Here is a 19,350-nt window from a genome sequence, read left to right on the forward strand (position 1 = left end):
ATTAACGGTCTCAGGGGGTTCCTTGTCTTGAGCCCGCCAATGCACAGCCTGTTTTTTGCAACTTCACACCGATTTTGCACCTTAAGTCTATCTCATGACTTGACACCCGCCAAAGGTCATGGTTTAGTATAATCTAATGTCCAATATGCGTAGTCTCTATAGCTTTATTTTTGTATAAGGGGATGAGGGGGATTAATGAGAAATCAGTCTGTTACCAGAGAACCGCCTGTCGTGGTGCTTCCTGAAATTGACGACTTGGTTTCTATGGAAAAACCCCGGGAAGTCCTGAAAGAGGCGGAAAACATCGTCAGGCTCATGTTTGACGAAACCAGCTTTGACTTCATCCGCAGCGTTTTTGACGATATCCTGACCCTGTTCGCCGGAAAATATCCCGATTTCAAACGGTGCAACACCCGTTTTCATGACCTTCAGCACACCACGGATGCATTCCTGGCAATGGCCCGCCTTATGCACGGCGCTGTCGTGGAAGGCAAGCCCCTGAACGAAACCGACGTGTTCCTGGGCCTCATCGCCGCTCTACTCCACGACACCGGTTACATCCAGCGCGAAGACGACCACCGGGGGACAGGCGCACGCTACACCCTCATCCACGTGCAGCGGAGCGTGGAGTTCATGAAACTGTACTTCGACTCCCGCGGCTTTTCCGAGAGGGACTTTAAAATCTGCAGTTGCTTTCTGGAATGCACGGACCTGGATGTGGAAGTCTGCGATATCTGCTTTTCCAACGAGTCCTACCGCATGTTGGGCCAGATGCTGGGCACCGCCGACCTTCTGGGGCAGATGGCGGCCAGGAATTATCTGGAAAAACTCATCTTTCTTTATTACGAGTTTGAAGAGGCCGGAGTTCCGGGATTTGCCAGCGAGTTGGATCTTCTGCGCAAAACCGCCGATTTTTACGAAATGGCCAAGGTGCGCCTGGATAACGACCTGAACGGCGTGCGCCATTACGTTCGGGCTCATTTTCGCGAACGCTGGAACATTGATAAAGATCTCTATGAAGCCGCCATCGAGAAAAACGTGGCCTATCTCCGGTTCATCCTCAATGAACACCCGGAAGAATATCGCACCTACCTCCGCCGCGCCCTTGTCAAGGAATGGAATTAAGCCTCAAAATCATAATTGCAGTCCTGCCGTGACTCCAATATGGCGTTGGGTTCCCGTTTCCGGGAATGCGTCATGATGATCGTAAAACCGCAGCAATCATCCCGCCGCCTTCCTCCATGAGAATTACGGAAATCTCTCGGCCCTGGCGGCATCGCCAATCTTAAGAGCCCGTCATCCCGGCAAGGGGCGATCCGCTTTTTAGGATCGGCCCGCAAGCCGGGACCCAGCGTCATTTTGGACTTGCCTTGGAATATGGCGACTGGATTGAACGCAACGTGGCTTTAGCGGTGTATCCTTGTTCGACATCAGTAGAGCGGCCCTCGGAAATCGCTTGAAATCCTAAGTTGACTTGCCAAACTCCGCTCATTATGATTTTACCCGGGCCAAACGAATCGTTGCGGGAGACATCTCATGACTGAAAAAACCGATCAACCCAATTGTTGGGAATACACCCAGTGCGGCAAGGAGCCGGGCGGCGCCAACGCGGATGAAAACGGTCCCTGTCCGGCGGCGTTGGAAACCGCCCTGGACGGCGTAAACAACGGAAGAAACGCCGGCCGCCTTTGCTGGGCCGTGGATGGAACCCTATGCCATAACCAGACCCCCGGCCCGGAAGAGGATAAAATCTCCTCGTGCATCTCGTGCCCGTTCTTCCAAAAGGTTCAGGAAGCCGAGGACCAAGGGGGCCTGCGCACAAAATTCCTCCGTTTCGTCACCATGGACGGAAAAAAACCCCTGATGCAGGGCCTGGAAATCAAGCACGTCGCACCAGGGGAGCGTTTTATAGTCCAGAATACGCCCAGCGAAGCCGGATACATCATCCAAAAAGGCTCCTGCAAAATTCTGGTGGAGAAAGACGGCGAGCTTGTCGCCATAGGCCGCCGGGGCCTGGGCGAGGTGGTGGGCGTAACCGCTCTTTTGACCGGCGCGCCGTATTCCGCCCACGTGGAGGCCGAAACGCCCCTGTGCCTGTGGGTGATCCGCCGGGATCAGTTTGAAGCCATGGTGGAAAAAGACCGGGACCTCATGGAATTTCTGACCGAACTGGTCGCCGACCGTCTGAGCGCGGACCGCCCCATGGCGGACCGGGCCGTGGGCAGGTACACGGCCAAGGAGGTTCTGGGCAAGGGCGGGTTTTCCATAGTGTACAAGGGAATCCACACCGCCCTGGAAATGCCCGTGGCCATCAAGATGCTCCATCACGACAAGGCCCTGGACCCGGATTTTCTGGCCGCCTTTCGCAACGAAGCCGAAAGCATCGCCAAATTCAACCACGAAAACATCGTCAGAGTGTTCGACATCGAGGAGCTATACCGGACCGTTTTCATTATCATGGAGTACCTGGAAGGCGAGCTTCTGTCCGGCATGATTAAGCGCCTGGGCAGGCTTTCGCCCCTTCTGGCTGCGGATTTCATGGTCCAGGCCTGCCGCGGCCTGGAATACGCCCATAAATACGGAATCATCCACCGCGACATCAACGTCTCCAACCTGTTCATACAAACCGGAGACCGGCTGAAAATCATGGATTTCGGCATCGCCTGCAAAATCGGCACGGAAGACTTCGGCGAGACCGGCACGGCGGCGTTCATGTCTCCCGAGCAGATCGACGGAGATCCCGTCGACGAAAGAACCGACATCTACTCCCTGGGGCTGGCCGCCTACGAAATGGTCACCGGAGAGCGCGCCTTTCCCGGAAACGACGTCATGGCTCTCTTGGACGGCCATCTGGAACGGGACGTCCCGGACCCGGCGGAGAAGGCCCCGGACCTGCCTCCGGCCCTGCGCCGGGTGATCATGAAGGCGGGAAAAAGGGCGCCAGACGAGCGATTTAACAAGGCCGGAGAGATTATCGAGGCCCTGACCGAGGTATTGCCCCAGTGCGATCTTCCCCTGCAGTGCGCACCGCCGGTTAGGAAAATGACCTCGTTGTTTTTGATTTATGAAGAAGACAAGCAAAAGGAAGTGGGGCGCCTGACCGAAGAGTTTTCTGCAGCCATGAAAAAACTGGGCGTAACCCTTAAAGCCGCCGATTTTCCGGACATATAGAAAAAAAAGGAAGACAATACGTGGAATCATTCGCCTTATCCGACATGGGCCTGAAGCGGAACGAAAACCAGGATCGGCGCCTTATCAGGGAAACCCCGGACGGCGCCTTGCTTCTGGCCATTGCCGACGGCATGGGCTCCTCGGCCGGCGGAGGCATGGCCGCGCAAATGATCATGGACGGCCTGGACGCCATGCCGGATCATGAGCTTTCCGCCGGAAAGATCATGGAAAAGCTGGTGCAGCAGACCGATCAGGCCATTTATTGCAAGGCGTCGGAGGAGGCATGCTTTGAGGACATGGGCGCCACCCTGACCGCCGTGGTGATAAAGGGCTCCTCCGCCCAATGGGTTCACGTGGGGGACAGCCGCCTGGTGCTGTTTGAAAACGGCAGGCTGCGCTATGTCACCAAGGACCAGAACATGGCCTGGTTTTTATACGACGAAGGCGAAATCACGGCGGAAGAGGCCCGCAGGCATCCCGGGCTTCGGCTTCTGGACCAGTGCGTGGGGGCGGGGGGCTGCGAGCCCGTGACCGGCGCCTTGGAGTTCAGCCCCGGCGCCTTGTTCATGCTCACTACCGACGGCGTGCACGACCATATCACCCCCAAGGCCCTGACAGCCATCCTGTCCGGCCCGGAAAGCCTGGAGGAGAAGGCCCAGGCCATCCTCAAACACATCCGCCACGACGGCAGCACGGACGACGCCACCATGGTCCTGGCCGTGATTTAGGCGGCGAATCCGGCCCTCCGCCGCCTCCCAACTGCCGTATCTCCGCGTCCGTATGGGTGGGGAAATCCCCGCCCTACACGAAGAATACAAACCTTACGGATTAATAGGCAATGCAGCCGCGCCCCCCTTGGGCATCCCGGCGGTGAAAGACCGCATCGTGCAGACGGCCCTGAAGATGGTGATCGAGCCCATCTTCGAACAGGAATTCCTATATGCAAGCTACGGCTTCCGGCTCGGTTTGGGTGGAAGGACGCCCTCCGGGAAGTGGACGGATTGATCAAGGCGGGCTACACTTACGTGGTGGACGACGACCTTGCGAGCTATTTCGATACGATTCCCCATGAAGGCCTCATGAATCTCGTTGAGGAGCGCATCAGCGACGGCCGGATACTGGATCTGGTCAGATACTATCTGGGACAGGACGTTGTCCGGGGAGGGGAGCGTTGGACTCCCATTGGAGGAGCGCCTCAGGGAACGGTGATCAGCCCCCTGCTGGCGAACCTGTACCTGCATCCTCTGGATTGCCGGATGCGGGCCAAAGGCTTCCGCATGGCGGGCTACGCCGACGGCTTTTCGGAAGCAGATGCACCGGCCCGGATTCGGAAAATGCCTGAATGATCATAAACGCTGGCCCAACGCTTTCTTTGCTGGGCAGGGGCTTTTCACCATGAACGAAGCCCGTGTCCTGGCAAGCTGGTCACGATGTTGAAACCGCCGATTGGAGAGTCGTGTGCGGGAGAACCGCGCGCACGGTTCGGAAGGCGGGGAGGCCTCAAAGGCCTTCCCGGCCCCTATCTTATCTAACTATCTGAAACCAAATAAAAGTGAATACATGGACGAAGGAGTTTGAAACCAAATAAACAAAAAATAAACGACTCTTATCGCCCTCACCTTCTCCAACGCTGCATGCCGGGGCTGTCCGGGAAATGGGGGCTCAATCCGGTCCTCTTGCTCGTTCTTTGGATCAAAACCTTCTTTGATTTGATTTCGTTAATGGAAATTTTTCTGACACCCCTTCAAAAACCCCGTAGGAGTCCCTAAATTGAACGGCGGGTCATTGGAGAACTTGACTTTTTTGCTTTTGCGTTATAGATAATTTCGTTCGTATCTGTGACCCGGACCATTAATCAAGGACAAAGTACAATGGCTTTATGGCGAGTCCCTTTAGACGCAGACCAGATAGAAGTGCCTCTTGGCATCGTGCATATCATCAAGGAACGTTGCAAAGGCTGCGGCTACTGCATCGAGTTCTGTCCCAAGGAAGTCCTGGAGTTCTCCAAGGAGTTCAACCAAAAGGGGTATCATCCCCCCAGGGTGAAAAAACCGGACGACTGCGTGAACTGCCACTACTGCGAAATCATCTGTCCTGAATTTGCCATCTATTCATTGGAAGCGGACAAGGAACAGGCTAACCAATAGAGGATATACACCCATGAGACCCGCAGTTTTAACAGGGGAGCATTATATGACGGGCGACGTGGCCTGCGCCGAAGGCGCTTTGGCCGCGGGCTGCCTGTTTTTCGGGGGATACCCCATCACGCCGGCGACGGAAGTGGCCGAGCGCATGTCCCATCGCCTGCCCGAAATCGGGGGGACCTACATTCAGATGGAAGACGAAATCGCCGCCATGGCGTCCATCGTGGGGGCGTCCTGCGCCGGGGCAAAGAGCATGACTTCCACGTCGGGGCCAGGATTTTCCCTTATGATGGAAAACCTGGGCCTGGCCGTAATCACGGAAACGCCTTGCGTGGTGGTGAACGTGCAGCGGGCCGGTCCGTCCACGGGGCTGCCGACCCAGGGCGCCCAGGGAGACATGATGCAGGCCCGTTGGGGCTCCCACGGAGATTATGAGATCATCGCCATGGCGCCTGCCTCGGCCCAGGAGATTTTCTACCAGACCATCGACGCTTTTAACCTGGCGGAAAAATACCGGACCCCGGTTCTCATCATGACCGATGAAGTCATCGGCCATATGAGCGAACGCGTGGTCATACCCGACGCCAAGGAAATCAAGACCATCGAACGGGTCAAAGCCAAGGGCCGCAAGGACAGGTATCGGCCTTACGCCGCCGGCGCTTTGGGCGTGCCCCCCATGGCCAACGCGGGCGACGGCTACAAGGTGCATGTCACCGGCCTGACCCACGACGAAATGGGCTACCCGGCCATGACCGTGGAAGCCCAGGCCGTTATGATGGAACGGCTCATGGGCAAGATCCAAAATAACCGGGACGACATCATCCGCTACGAAGAGTTTATGACCGAGGACGCGGATTATATAATAGTCACCTACGGAGTCTCCGCCCGCACCGGCAGGGCCGCCGTGGAGGAAGCCCGGGCCCAGGGAATCAAGGTCGGAATGCTCAGGCTCATTACGGTCTGGCCTTTCGCCGAGGAAAAAATCCGGGACCTGGCCTCCAAGGTCAAAGGCATGGTCACGGTGGAAATCAACCTGGGACAGGTGCACCTGGAGGTGGAGCGCTGCGTAGCCGGCCGCGTTCCCGTCAAACTGGTGGGCCACCCCGGCGGCACGCTGATCTCGCCCGATACGGTAATCCACACAATCAAGCAGGAGTTTGGGGTATGACAACAGCCCAGGAAGCACAAAGGGAAGCCGTCAAGCATCCCTTGGACGATCTTTTGCGCACCGAACGCATTCCGCACATCTGGTGCCCGGGATGCGGCATAGGCACGGCTTTTTCCTCCTGCCTCATGGGCATGAAGGAAAGCGGAATCGACCTGGATAACACGGTCATGGTGTCGGGCATCGGCTGCTCGGGCCGCGGCGCCGGGTACGTCAAGCTGGATTCGTACCACACCACCCACGGCCGGGCCATCCCTTTCGCCACCGGCATGAAGCTGGCCAATACCGATTTGAACGTGGTGGTTTTTTCCGGCGATGGGGACCTTTTCGCCATCGGCGGCAACCATTTTATACACGCCGCCCGCCGCAACGTGGACCTGACCGTGGTGTGCGTCAACAATTTCAATTACGGCATGACCGGCGGACAGGTGGCGGCGACCACGCCCCATTTGGCCAAGACCACCACGACTCCGCTGGGAAATCCCGATTCGCCCTTTAACCTGCCCCTGCTGGCTTACGCCTGCGGAGCAAGCTATGTGGCCAGGTGGACCACCCTCCACGCCCGGGACCTGACCAGCGCCATCATCGAAGCCCTGGCCAATCCGGGATTCTCGTTTGTGGAAGTCCTGGCGCCGTGCCCCATCAACTACGGCAGGCGGAACAAGGAAAAGCCCCTGGACACCCTGCGTCTGTTCCAGGAAAAGAGCATCATCAAAAACAACGCCCATCCCACCGAGCTGGATGTGGACTGGGAGCGCGGCGTGGTTCTGGGAACCTTTGTGAATAACCCCAGGCCCTGCTCTACGGACATGTACGACAAAGTTTGCAGGCTTGAAGAGAAGCCCCCTAAGAAATCAGCCGCCTGATAGGATATAACATGCAGAAATTAGAAGTGATAATCACGGGTTTCGGAGGCCAGGGAATCGTCCTTGCAGGCAGGATTCTCGGCCAGGCCGCGTCCCTGGGAGATCACAAGGAAAGCACCCTGATCCAGTCGTACGGCCCGGAATCCCGGGGCGGCGCCTGCAGCGCTCAGGTGATCATTTCCGACGGGACCATCAATTATCCCTACGTGCGTCAGCCGGACATCCTGGCCGCCATGTCCCAGGCGGGCTTTGACAAGTTTGTGGATCAGGTCAAGCCCGAAGGCTTCATCCTCATCGACCAGGACCTGGTCAAGCCCAAGGGCCTGGAAAGGGACTATTTCGCCGTGCCTTCCACCCGCATGGCCGAGGAGCTTGGGCGCAAGATGATGGCAAACATTATCATGATCGGCTTTATCACCGCCGTCACCCAGGCCTCCACCCTGGACGCCACCCGCGACACCGTGACCAAATCCGTCCCCAAAGGCACGGAGGAAATGAACCTAAAAGCCTTCAGCAAGGGCTATGATTATGGCCTGTCCCTGCTTAAAGCCCGGGATAAGAAGGCTTCCGGACAAGCAGGAGCCCTCGCATGAAAAGAGCCAAAGACAGGCTTCACAGGGTCGTGGTCCTGGGAGCCACCCCTTCGGGGATCGCAGCCGCAAACAAGTTGGGAGAACTGGGCGTGCCCGTCACCTTGGTGGACTCGGAGCCCGATCTGCACGAAAAGCTATCCCAGGATAAATGGCGCCTGGATTCAGGCATGGCGTTTTCCTACGCCCACCGTTCCGGGCTTATGCGCATCATGCGCAATCAGTCCATCAAGTGCATATTGCCCGGCGAGGTGACCGGCATCAAGCACACCGCCCAGGGATTCGCCGTCAAGGTCAACACCCTGCCGCAATACGTGGACCCGGAACGCTGCACCCTGTGCGGTAACTGCGTGGAAGCATGCCCCGTAACCTCCGCCGACGGCTGCAGGCCCATTGTTTTTTCGGGCAATCGCAACCTGCCCGGCCGCCCCGTCATCGACAAGCGCCAGCGCCCCTTGTGCCAGGATTCCTGCCCCCTGGGCGTGAACGCTCAAGGCTACGTGGCCCTGGCCGGCGCCGGAAGATTTTCCAAAGCGCTGGATCTGATTCGCAGGGACAACGTTCTCCCCGGCATCTGCGGCAGAGTCTGCACCCATCCTTGCGAGGACGCATGCAGGCGGGGCGACGTGGACGGCGCCGTGGCCATTCGCGACATCAAGCGTTTTGTGGCGGATAAAGGCGGCGGCGCAGCTCCTCAAGCCGCCGAGAAAAAAGGCAAGAAAATCGCCGTCATCGGCTCCGGCCCCGCAGGCATTGCCGCTGCGGCCGACTTCGCCCGCCAGGGCGTGGCCGTTACGGTCTTTGAAAAGGAAAAGGAAGTGGGCGGCCTGCTGCGCTACGGCATCGGCCCTCATCGCCTGCCCAGGAGCATCCTGGATCAGGACCTGGAATACGTCAAGGCGTTGGGCGTGGAATTCATTACGGGCAAAGAGATCGATTTTTCCAAGGACCTGGAAGACCTGACTCATCAATACGACGCCGTGCTTATCACGACCGGCTCCTGGAAGGACAGGAAGCTGGGCGCCAAAGGCGAAGACTGCCAGGGCGTGACCGGCTGCCTGGATTTTTTGAACGACCTGTACCGCAACGATGCGCCTGCCATCAAAAAGGGCGAAAAGCTGGCCGTGATCGGCGACGGAAACTCCGCGTTCGACGCCGCCAGGGCCGCCCGCCGTTTAGGCGCGGACGTGACCATCGTGTCCTGGTTCGCCAAGGGCGCCATCCCCGCGGACGCCGAGGAAGTGCACGGCGCTTTGGCCGAAGACATCGATATTGTGGACGAAGTGCGGGTGGTGGAATTCGTGCAGGATAAGGGCAAGATCAAAAGCCTGTTGTGCAAGCCCACCGAGCCCGGCCCGGCCGACGCCAACGGCATCTGCTGGCCGGTCCTGAAAAAGGACGGCGACGCCAGGGAACTGGCCTTTGACAAGGTCATCGTGGCCATCGGCCAGGTGGGCCCCTTTTTGGAAGGCGCCAAGCCCGCCCTGGAAACCACGGACTACGGATTCATCAAGATCTACGAAGCAGGCCAGACCAGTATGCCCGGCGTATACGCGGCAGGCGATGCAGTCAACGGCCCCACCACCGTGGTCCGCTCCATGGCCTCCGGCCGCGCCACCGCCGACGCCATTTGCGAAAACCTGCTTGGCTACTCCTTCATCGCCAAGTCAGGCCGTCCCGTGGACAAGGATTTTTGCGATATCCCGGCCAACATGGCCCATGTAAAACGTTGCGTCATGCCCGAAGCGGACGCAAAGGGCCGCATCGGCTCCTTTGCGGAAGTAGCCCAGGGCCTGACCGAAACCCAGGTCTTGAACGAAGCAGGACGCTGCCTCCAGTGCGGGGTTTGCTCCGAATGCCTGGAGTGCATGGATGCATGCGGACCGGTGATTCACGCCATCCGCCACGACGCTGTGGCTAAAGAGGACGCCGAGCACGCGGGCGTGCTGATCATCGCCGATCCCGACATGGCGCCGGGCGTCAGGGGCGAGGACGTCATCCGCGCTTACGGGCCGCCCTCAGCCAAGACCAACGTATACAATATGATCACCCGCGGCTTCGCCGCCGCCGGCAAGGCCATGGCTTTTCTGGCCCGCACGTCCCAGCGCCCCAAGGGCTACGGCGTGCCTTTCGCCGCGCCCGACCCGGGCCTGTCTCCGTCCGTACGGACCGGCGTTTTCGTCTGCCGTTGCAACGGGTCCATGGGCTGGGACGATCAAATGGACGCCTACGTGGAGAGCCTCACCCAAAGGCCAGACGTGGCTTACGCCGAAATCCTGGAATCCGCCTGCATCCCCGAGGGAAGCGAGCACATTGTGCGTACGGTCCGGGAAAAAGGCATATCCCGCGTGGTCCTGGCCTCCTGCGTTTGCTGCCCCCTGGACTTTGTGTGCACGGCCTGCACGGATCAACGCAGCCGGTTGAAAGACGCCCTGTTCAAAGGCACGGGGATCAGCCGATCCATGGTGGAAACCTGCAATCTGCGCGGCGAGGTTTTGCCCCTGCTGGCAAGGGGCGGAGACGTAGCCGTGGGGGCTTTCAAGGGCCTTTTGGAACGCTCCCTCAAACGGGCGGCCAAGCTCAAGCCCTTGCCCACGCCCCTGCGCAATTACAACTTCACCACAGCAGTCGTGGGGCAGTCGGAGTCCGCCATCAACTCAGCCCTTACCCTGGCGGAAGCCGGGCTGGAAGTGCTCTTGATGGGCGGTCCGTCCAAACCCCTGGAAAAAATTCAGGACCATCCTAACATTCACAGTTTTGCCGGATCTTCGGTCAAGGCCATCTCCGGCAACCTGGGCAACTTCCGGGTGCTGGTGCAAACCGGAGACGGCGGAACTCAGGCCCTGAACGTGGGCTCGGTCATTCTCGGCCAGCAGGCCTTGCGGCAAACGCCGTATCTGGCCCAGGAAGGCATGCAGGGAAGGCCGGCCATTGCAACCATGCAGAAGAAAGGCGAGCCCGGCGTACCCTTTCTCTTTCCCGGCGCCACCTCCATTGCAGGCCTGTTTACGTCCAGCCCTCCGGGCATTCATGTGTCCGACAGAAAAAAAGGCGCGGCCACGGCCGTATTGGCGGCTTCGGTCATGCCCAGAGGCCCCAGGCAGAATAAGGGCTACACCTCCTGTGTGGACGCAGACCGCTGCCGGGGCTGCGGAAGCTGCGTGGCCGTCTGCCCGTACCAGGCCATCGGTCTTAAGCAGAACACGGTGGGCGGCTGGTACGCTTTTGTGGACGAAGCCCTGTGCAAGGGCTGCGGAAACTGCATCAGCGTGTGCCCCAATAACGCGGCGGACTCCCCGTATCGCAATCAGAAATACCTGGAGCAAATGCTGGAGGAGGTCCTGTAGCCCCCTTGCCGAATGGGCAGGGCAGGGCAGGGCAGGGCAGGGTAGGGAGCATGGTGAAACTTATACAGACGGCGGGAGTCGAACCCGCGTCCGGAATATCTATCAACTAAGGTATGGCAAATGGGAAACGATCAGGCGAAAAAGGATCTTAAAATTGTACTGTTCCTCTGCAGTTGGGGGCCTCATGCAGCGTTCCAGCAGCTTCAGGACAAGGACTGCCGGATTCCGGCCCAGGTCAAGATGGTGCGCATCCCATGTTCCGGCAGGGTGAGCAAAGCTCTTTTGTTCAAGCCCTTTGAAATGGGTGCGGACGGCGTGGCTTTGATAGGCTGCGGCTCCGGCGCCTGCCGTTACGGCGTGGGCTCCATCACGGCGGAAAGAAACACGGCGGACACAAGGCGGATTCTGGATCTGTTGGGGCTCAGCAGAAAGCGGCTGCGTCTGGCCGCCTTTTCCCCGGAAGATCCCCAGGGGCTGTTGGATTTTCTCCACGATTTCATTGAGGAAGTCGCAACCATCGGCAAAAGCCCGGTGCAAAGGCCTTCCAAGCCGGAACAGCCGGCGGACTCCAAGGCCGTCGTCAAGGAAATCATCCAAAAGCACGACGTGTATGCGTGTCAGGATTGCGGTAAGTGCTCCTCGGCCTGTTCCCTAACCTTGGCGGGTAAGCAGTACTCCCCCCGGGCCATGGCTAACGCCATCATCGGCGGCAAACTGGACGATCCCCAGGTGCAAAAGGACGTGTGGGCCTGCCTGACCTGCGGCATCTGCTACGACAGATGCCCCTCGGCGGTGAACTTTCCCGAGTTCATCCGGGACGTGCGCGCCGTGCTCAAGACAAGCAACGGAAACGGCAGCGAAGCCCACGGCGGGTTTTTCGGCTCCCTGGCCCGCACCATGACCTCTCCGGAACTCAAAGGGCGTCACTGGAACTGGCTGCCCGAGGACATCAAGACCGATCCCCAGAGCAAGGTGCTTTTCTTCGGCGGCTGCGCTCCGTATTTTGACGTATTCTTCAAGAATCACCTGGCGCCCGCGACCCTCGACAGCCTCAAGGACAGCCTGCGGCTTTTGAACTTCTTCGACGTTCACCCCATTTTGCTGGACGACGAACGCTGCTGCGGGCACGATCTTTTATGGACCGGAGACCGGGAGAACTTCCTCAAACTGGCCAAGCTGAATATCGAGGCCATTGCAAAGTCCGGCGCGGAGGAAGTGATCGTATCCTGCCCCGAGGGATACCGCACATTCGTTAAAGACTACCCCGAAGCGGGCCTGGAAATGCCTTTCAAGGTGACCCACATCCATGAGTTTCTGGAGCGGGAAATCTCCAAGGGCTCCGTGGGATTCAAGCCTCTGGACAAAAAGATCACCTTTCAGGATTCCTGCCGCCTGAGCCGGCACATGGAGATGACGGACTCGGCCAGGAAGCTCATAGACCGCCTGGCGCCCGAGTCGTTCACGGAAATGCAGGACTCCGGCGCCGGCGCCATTTGCTGCGGCAATTGCGGCTGGAGCGGATGCGACTCCTTCTCCAAGGCTTTGCAGGTGAAAAGGCTCAGGCAGGCCAAGGAAACCCAAGGCGACCTGCTGGTGCTCTCGTGCCCCAAGTGCCAGGTGCACTTGCGCTGCGCCATGCAGGACCCTTTCTTCGGGAAGGATTTGGAAATAGAAATGATGGATTTGACCAGCGTTATGGCAAAAACCATTTGTTGGGAATAAGGACCGTATTATTATGGAAGCACACAGGTTTGTAGCGCCAGCCCAGCCCGGCCAGGAAACCCGCATAGGCGTTTACGTCTGCAAATGCGGCGCGAACATCGGCAAGGTGGTGGACTGCAGGAAAGTGGCTGACAGCGTCGCGAACATGGACGGCGTGGTCGTGGCCAAGGACGTGGGATACGCCTGCTCCGAGCCCGGTCAACAGCTGATCAAGGACGACATCAAGGATTTGAACCTGGACCGCATTGTGGTGGCTTCGTGCTCCCCCAGGCTTCATGAGCCCACCTTCCGGCAAATGCTGGTGTCCGCGGGCTTGAACCCTTATCTGCTGGAAATGGCCAACCTCAGGGAGCAATGCTCCTGGGTGCATATGCACGAGCCCGAGGCGGCCACGGACAAGGCCATCGACCTTGTCAAGATGTCCATATCCCGCGTGAGCCTGCTGGCCCCCTTGCAGGAGGAGACCATCCCCCTGACCAAAAAGACCTTGGTTCTGGGCGGCGGCGTGGCCGGCATTCAGGCGGCCCTGGATCTGGCGGACAACGGATTTGACGTAGTGCTTGTGGAAAAACAGCCTTCCATTGGAGGGGTCATGGCCCAGTTGGACAAGACCTTTCCAACCATGGACTGCTCCATCTGAATTCTGGGGCCTAAAATGACGGATGCCGGTCGGCATCCCCGAATCACGCTGTATACCATGAGTGAAGTGACCGACGTAAAAGGTTACGTGGGCAACTTTGAAGTCAATATCCTTAAAAAAGCCCGTTACGTTGTGGAAGGCGAATGCACGGCGTGCGGAGAGTGCGCCAAAGTATGCCCTGTGGTCCGGCCCGATGAATTCAACCTGGGCCTGTCCTCCCGCAAAGCCATATACTCGCCCTTTCCGCAAGCGGTGCCGTCCTCGTACGTGATCAACATCAACGAGTGCCTGGGGGACAACCCCTCGGTGTGCGCCAAGTGCGTCCAGGCCTGCGAGAAGAACTGCATCAACTTCCACATGTCGGACGAGCAGATCACGGAGAAAGTCGGCTCCATTGTGGTGGCCACGGGCCTTTCGCCCTACGATCCCACGGAGCACGACGAGTACGGATACACCCGGTTCCAGAACGTCCTGACCAGCCTGGAGTTCGAACGCCTGATCAACGCGGGCGGTCCGTCCCAGGGCGAGGTGGTCAGGCCCACGGACCGGAAAATACCCAAGTCGGTCGGGTTTATCCAATGCGTAGGCTCCCGCAGTGCGAGAAAAGGCGCGGGATACTGCTCCAACATCTGCTGCATGAACACCGTCAAGTCCACCCTCATGCTCAAGGAGCATTACCCGGATATCGACGTGAAGGTGTTTTACATAGACATCCGCGCCTTTGGCAAAGGCTTCGAGGACTTGTATCTGCGCTCACGCAGACTGGGAACCCATTACATACGCGGACTTCCCGGAAGCGTGGAGGAGAACCCCGACGGCGGGCTGTCCGTAGCCGTGGAAAACACCGCCACCGGCAAGCTGGAAATCCACGATCTGGACATGCTGGTTCTGGCCGTGGGCCTGGAACCCGCTCCCAGCACCCAGCGTTTGCAGGAAATGCTCGGCCTTCAGCTTACCCCGGACGGATTCTATTTGGAAGCCCATCCCAAGCTTCAGCCCGTGGACGCAGCCACTCGCGGCGTGTTCTATGCCGGATGCGCGGAAGGCCCCAAGGACATCAAGGAATCCGTAACCCAGGCCAGCGCGGCCGCGGCCCGGGCCATCCGGATCATGCACAAAGGCGAGATCACCACAGAGCCCATTACCTCGGAAGTGATCATCGAGCACTGCAAGGCTTGCGGCAAGTGCGCCGAGGTCTGCCCGTACAACGCCATTTCCGTGGATCCCAAAAAGAAGATTCCGGCCGTGGTCAATACGGCGGCCTGCGCGGGCTGCGGAACCTGCGGCGCCGAATGCCCCTTTGGCGCCATCACCATGAATCACTACACGGACGCCCAGATCACCAACCAGGTGGATACCATGCTTGCCGAGGACCCCAAAGCCAAGATCCTGGTTTTCGCCTGCAACTGGTGCTCTTACGCAGGCGCGGATTACGCCGGCGTATCCCGCTTGCAGTATCCCGCCAACGTGCGCCTGATACGCACCATGTGCTCAGGCCGCGTGGACGAGGAGTTCGTATGGAGAGGCTTTGAACTGGGCGCGCCCGCCATTTTGGTTTCCGGCTGCCATATCGGCGACTGCCATTATATAGACGCCAATCACTGGACGGAAAAACGCATCAACAAGATGTGGAAAAAAATGGAAAAAATGGGCATCCGCAAGGAGCGCCTCCAACTGGAATGGATCAGCGCAGCCGAAGGCATCCGGTTCGCCCAGGTCATGCAGCGTATGGAAGATCTGCGCGACAGCGTCACTCAGGAGGAAATCTACGAGACCGTGGAAGCCCTGAAAAAGCGCAAGAAAAAGATAAGCCATTAAGCATCAAAGAAGGCGACGGTTAGTCTTAAGACCGCACCCGCTCTAATGACATTCTATGGCAACACCCCAAAGGCCCTGGCGCCCCCCAGGGCCTTTGTTGTTGGGCCAAATAGATAGACAACCAAAGTGATACGAAGTTGCGGTCTTTCGAGGTATTTATTTATTCATTCACTTTCATGACCTTCATTCCATACCAAGCCGCCAATTCATACTGACACTGGGTCCCCGTTTCCGGGAGCGCCGCGGAATGCTTGCATAAAACCACAATCATCCCGCCGCCTCCCTCCACGGGGATGACGGAGAACGGAGGCCTATACAGCCATAGGGTTTTGGATGCTCTTTTCTCGTTCCCATGCTTCGCGTGGGAATGCATATATAAGTATTTGAAATCAGGTTGAATAAAAGCAAAGGTAGACATATTTGAAACCGAGGGCGGCCCAGGCAAAGCCGTATCTTGCCTGGGCGCAGAGCGCAAAAGGAGCGGCCTGTGCATTCGGGTAACGCCTTGAAACCCCGCCGGATGAACACTTTATCCAAAACAGTATTCAAAAATTCTAATAATCCCCGGACGCTTCCCCTTTCAGACCGCTGACGATTTCCACGCCCGCCCCCGCGCCGATGCGCGTGGCCCCGGCCTCAATCATGGCTATGGCTGTTTTCGCGTCCTTGATGCCGCCGCTGGCTTTTACGCCCATGTACGGCCCAACGGTTTCCCGCATGAGAGCGATGTCCTCCAGGGTCGCGCCCCCTGTGGAGAAACCCGTGCTGGTCTTGACGAAATCCGCGTCCGCGGCCTTGGCGATCCGGCAGGCCCGGGCCTTTTCCTCGTCCGTCAGGAGACAGGTTTCGATGATCACTTTCAGGATGATAGGCAACGGCGCGGCGTCCCGCACCGCTTTTATGTCGTTGAATACGGCGTCAAAATCTCCGGATTTCAAGGCGCCCATGTTGATGACCATGTCCAGTTCGGCTGCGCCGTCCATGACCGCCTGTTTGGCTTCAAAGGCCTTGGCCGGCGTGCTCATGGCGCCAAGGGGGAAGCCGACCACCGCGCATGTCTCCACGCCGCTTCCCTTCAGTTTTTCCGCAATATAGGAAACCTTGCAGGAGTTTACGCACACGGACCGGAATCGATGCAGGATCGCCTCTTCGCAAATTTTATCGAAAGCCGAAAGCGGCGCTTCGGGCTTCAACAAGGTGTGGTCGATGTACTGGGCCAGGTTCCTGGCGCTCATGGCCGGCGCCTGGGATTCGGCCGTTTGAATGTCAGATAAAATTTCCGGGTCAAGCCCGCTTGCGTCGGGAAAGCTGGACTGGGTGCCCTGGCCGCACACGCTGACGGCCGCGATTTTATTGGCCCGGTTGATGGCGTCCTCCAGGGGCTTTCCCGCAGCCAGGAAAAAGGCCAGGCTGCCTACAAAACAGTCTCCGGCGCCGGTGGTGTCCATGGCCTCCACTTTCCGGGTGGGAATGTGCCTGGCGCCCTCATTGTCCACCAGCAGGCATCCCCGTTCCCCCAGGGTGAGGATCACCGTCTTGGGACCGCGATCCAACAAGGCCTTTGCGGCTTGCTCGGCCTGCTCCATGGTTTCCACGGGCATGCCGGTGAGGATTTCCGTCTCGCTTTCATTGGGGCAGAATATGTCGCTAAGCTGATACAACTCATCCGGCAGGTCTGGCCTTGCCGGGGCCGGGTTGAAAATGGTCGACACGTTGTTTTTTCGGGCGATGCGCATAGCTTCCAGGTTCAGGTCCATGGGGATTTCCAACTGGCAGACGAGCACGCTTGATTTTGCAATGGCGCTCTCGGCTGCCCGGATTTCCTCCACAGACAGCAGATCGTTGGCGCCCGTGACGATGATGATGGCATTGGCGCCGTTATCGTCCACGGCAATGGGCGCCACGCCGGAAAACGCCTCGTCCGTAAAATGGACGTGACTCACGTTGACTCCCAGCTTTTTGAAATTGGCCAGGGTGTTTTCGCAGAAAACGTCACGCCCCAGCTTGCCCACCATGGCGACCTCGCCGCCCAGCTTGGCGGCCATGACGGCCTGGTTGGCGCCTTTGCCTCCAAAGCCCATGGAAAACTTCTTGCCGTGCAGGGTTTCCCCCAGGACGGGAAGCCTTTCCACGTAGCTGATCAGGTCAATATTGCATGCTCCTACAACGCATATTTTCGGTCCGGTCATTCCATCCCCCTCTGTTTCGGATAAAGGCAAGCTAATTCTACTTCTGGTAAAATTTATCACAGGCATGGAAAAACATCATCAAAAAACATTCGCCTACCTGATTTTGGTTCGCAACTTAAGACGCCTCCCAATCGTTCTTTACCAAAGGAGAGATTATTCTGGGGAGAACGAAATACATGCGCTTCGCACTATGCGGGATACTATTCCGCCAGGGTTGCCCAATGAAAAATGGGCCCTTTTCGCCAAGGGGCGCCCAACGAAGGCCGCCCCACTTTCATGGGCAGCCCAGGCAGCAAGGGACGCTGCCTGGGCTGCATAAAACGACTGGATCAACTCTGGCTTTCAATAGGCTTCTACGGCGGACGGCGCTATCAGTCCAGAACTTTTTTGGCGAACGCCTGGGCGTTGGCTTCGTCTTCCCCATTGGGGCGTCCGGTCATTTGTTCGACCATTCCGGCCCACGCGTCGTCGTCCAGGCTCAATTTGTCCTTGACCGGTTCGTGCAGGGCGTCGGCCAGGTATCCCTGGCAATCAAAGCATCCTTTGTATGCCATGCCGTTTTTTTCGCAGGTCGCTTTGGCGGGTTCGGCGAATCCGTCCATCTCCTGGTCGGGGTAGGCCGGGGCGAAATGGGTGATGAAGAGCGCCATTTTCTGGCCCGCAGCCGGCTTGAGCGCGCCCAGGCATTCCTTGACCGGAGCGGCCAGATTGGCTGAATGCAGGGGAGAGCCGATGAAAAGAAAGTCGTATCCGGCTGCCTCGTCCGGGGTTACGTCTTCCAGTTTTTTCAATTCTACAGTGTGGGCTTTGGCCGCTTCTTCACAAATGGCCTTGGCGATTTTTTCCGTGTTTCCGCTCTGGCTGAAATAAGTCACTAATACCTTCATGAGTGAACCTCCTGATTTATAGGTGATGTTGGAGAACCAACCTGCCTGCACCATAGGAGGCGTCCCTAAAAAGGTCTGTAGCGCTTGTTACACAAAGGAAAAAATAGGGTTGTTTCGGAAACTTTTTTTGTCAGGTCTTTGGCAAATCCCGCCGGCCGCCCTATACCCATCCCAAGGCTGTTGCAAAGACAGCGTGGCAGACAACCGCCAGGCAGACGGTCACGGCCAGGCCGATTTTTTTCGTTTTTAGGCTCCATGCGTCGTGAAGCCTTGCAATCAGGTAAAAGGGCGTGCAATACACCACGATGATCAGCCAGATATTGGGCCAGCGCCACCACCAGTAATCCCAGACAAGCAGGCCGCACTGATTCAGGCAGACCTCCACGAACACAGCCAGCAGTCCGAATCCGGCAGGGATGACGAACCGGTTGGACAAGCCGAAGATTGTAAGGTTTTTATCTTCAGGGAGGGCTTTGACGATCATAAGCCCCACCACGGAGAAGAAAAAGGCTATTTCGATATTCAAGCCCGCGTAAATCACATAGGCCGAATCCCCTCCCGGCGTGGACCACATGGCTGCAAAGCCGGAAAAATGCAGGACCAGGGCGTTAAACATCTCCCAGATAAACTCCCCGGCCCAGAAGCCCAGGCCCAGCAAAATAGCGCTCCAGTTTTTGTTCTCCGCCTCCACGATGTACATGTAGATCGCGATGACAATCAAAGGCACAACGTACCACTTCATGTTCTCGGGATTGCGTACAAGGCTTAAGGCCTGAATGCTTGCTTCCGTCATTTTCTCCCCCCTCTTTTA

The 19,350-nt window shown here is 58.1% G+C and carries 15 protein-coding genes; 12 read left to right on the forward strand and 3 right to left on the reverse strand.

The window, feature by feature from the left end; genetic code table 11:
* Positions 1-195 precede the first annotated feature (195 nt).
* From BUE18_RS07965 to hdrA2, 12 genes are all read left to right on the forward strand, one after another.
* On the forward strand, positions 196-1,125 hold the full coding sequence (locus tag BUE18_RS07965) for a hypothetical protein (protein ID WP_211482790.1): 930 nt from the start codon (positions 196-198) through the stop codon (positions 1,123-1,125).
* 411 nt (positions 1,126-1,536) lie between these two features.
* On the forward strand, positions 1,537-3,171 hold the full coding sequence (locus BUE18_RS07970; protein WP_073474676.1) for a protein kinase domain-containing protein: 1,635 nt from the start codon (positions 1,537-1,539) through the stop codon (positions 3,169-3,171).
* 20 nt (positions 3,172-3,191) lie between these two features.
* A complete protein-coding gene (locus tag BUE18_RS07975; RefSeq protein WP_073474677.1) occupies positions 3,192-3,899 on the forward strand; it encodes a PP2C family protein-serine/threonine phosphatase in 708 nt (235 codons plus the stop codon).
* Between the two features lie 52 nt (positions 3,900-3,951).
* Complete coding sequence (locus tag BUE18_RS28250) at positions 3,952-4,176, forward strand: hypothetical protein (protein WP_073474679.1); 225 nt, start codon at positions 3,952-3,954, stop codon at positions 4,174-4,176.
* Positions 4,164-4,517: a reverse transcriptase domain-containing protein gene (locus BUE18_RS28255; protein ID WP_211482791.1), complete on the forward strand. Its 354-nt coding sequence runs from the start codon at positions 4,164-4,166 to the stop codon at positions 4,515-4,517. The genes BUE18_RS28250 and BUE18_RS28255 overlap by 13 nt, the downstream gene beginning before the upstream one ends.
* Before the next feature lie 525 nt (positions 4,518-5,042).
* Entirely contained in the window at positions 5,043-5,318 is a 276-nt protein-coding gene (locus BUE18_RS07990) for a 4Fe-4S dicluster domain-containing protein (protein ID WP_012610762.1), read from the forward strand.
* 13 nt (positions 5,319-5,331) lie between these two features.
* Positions 5,332-6,483 carry a 2-oxoacid:acceptor oxidoreductase subunit alpha gene (locus tag BUE18_RS07995; RefSeq protein ID WP_073474682.1) on the forward strand — a complete coding sequence of 384 codons (1,152 nt, stop codon included), beginning with the start codon at positions 5,332-5,334 and terminating at the stop codon, positions 6,481-6,483.
* Positions 6,480-7,346 carry a 2-oxoacid:ferredoxin oxidoreductase subunit beta gene (locus tag BUE18_RS08000; RefSeq protein ID WP_073474683.1) on the forward strand — a complete coding sequence of 289 codons (867 nt, stop codon included), beginning with the start codon at positions 6,480-6,482 and terminating at the stop codon, positions 7,344-7,346. The genes BUE18_RS07995 and BUE18_RS08000 overlap by 4 nt, the downstream gene beginning before the upstream one ends.
* Positions 7,347-7,357: 11 nt before the next feature.
* The gene (locus BUE18_RS08005) at positions 7,358-7,939 is read left to right on the forward strand and encodes a 2-oxoacid:acceptor oxidoreductase family protein (RefSeq protein WP_073474685.1); all 582 of its coding nucleotides are present in this window, start codon (positions 7,358-7,360) and stop codon (positions 7,937-7,939) included.
* Positions 7,936-11,283 (forward strand): FAD-dependent oxidoreductase, encoded by a 3,348-nt coding sequence (locus BUE18_RS08010; protein ID WP_073474687.1) that lies wholly within the window; start codon positions 7,936-7,938, stop codon positions 11,281-11,283. The genes BUE18_RS08005 and BUE18_RS08010 overlap by 4 nt, the downstream gene beginning before the upstream one ends.
* Before the next feature lie 120 nt (positions 11,284-11,403).
* Positions 11,404-13,005 carry a hydrogenase iron-sulfur subunit gene (locus tag BUE18_RS08015; protein WP_073474689.1) on the forward strand — a complete coding sequence of 534 codons (1,602 nt, stop codon included), beginning with the start codon at positions 11,404-11,406 and terminating at the stop codon, positions 13,003-13,005.
* 13 nt (positions 13,006-13,018) lie between these two features.
* Positions 13,019-15,463: a CoB-CoM heterodisulfide reductase HdrA2 gene (hdrA2, locus tag BUE18_RS08025; protein ID WP_083610857.1), complete on the forward strand. Its 2,445-nt coding sequence runs from the start codon at positions 13,019-13,021 to the stop codon at positions 15,461-15,463.
* A gap of 554 nt (positions 15,464-16,017) precedes the next feature.
* Here the strand turns inward: hdrA2 and rbsK are convergent.
* From rbsK to BUE18_RS08055, 3 genes are all read right to left on the reverse strand, one after another.
* Positions 16,018-17,652 (reverse strand): ribokinase, encoded by a 1,635-nt coding sequence (gene rbsK / locus BUE18_RS27275; protein WP_170868299.1) that lies wholly within the window; start codon positions 17,650-17,652, stop codon positions 16,018-16,020.
* 371 nt (positions 17,653-18,023) lie between these two features.
* Entirely contained in the window at positions 18,024-18,539 is a 516-nt protein-coding gene (locus BUE18_RS08050) for a flavodoxin family protein (protein ID WP_073474699.1), read from the reverse strand.
* A 160-nt stretch (positions 18,540-18,699) separates the two neighbouring features.
* The gene (locus BUE18_RS08055) at positions 18,700-19,332 is read right to left on the reverse strand and encodes a hypothetical protein (protein WP_073474701.1); all 633 of its coding nucleotides are present in this window, start codon (positions 19,330-19,332) and stop codon (positions 18,700-18,702) included.
* Positions 19,333-19,350: the final 18 nt, after the last annotated feature.

This window comes from Desulfatibacillum alkenivorans DSM 16219 (assembly GCF_900142135.1).
Taxonomy (GTDB): Bacteria; Desulfobacterota; Desulfobacteria; order Desulfobacterales; family Desulfatibacillaceae; genus Desulfatibacillum; species Desulfatibacillum alkenivorans.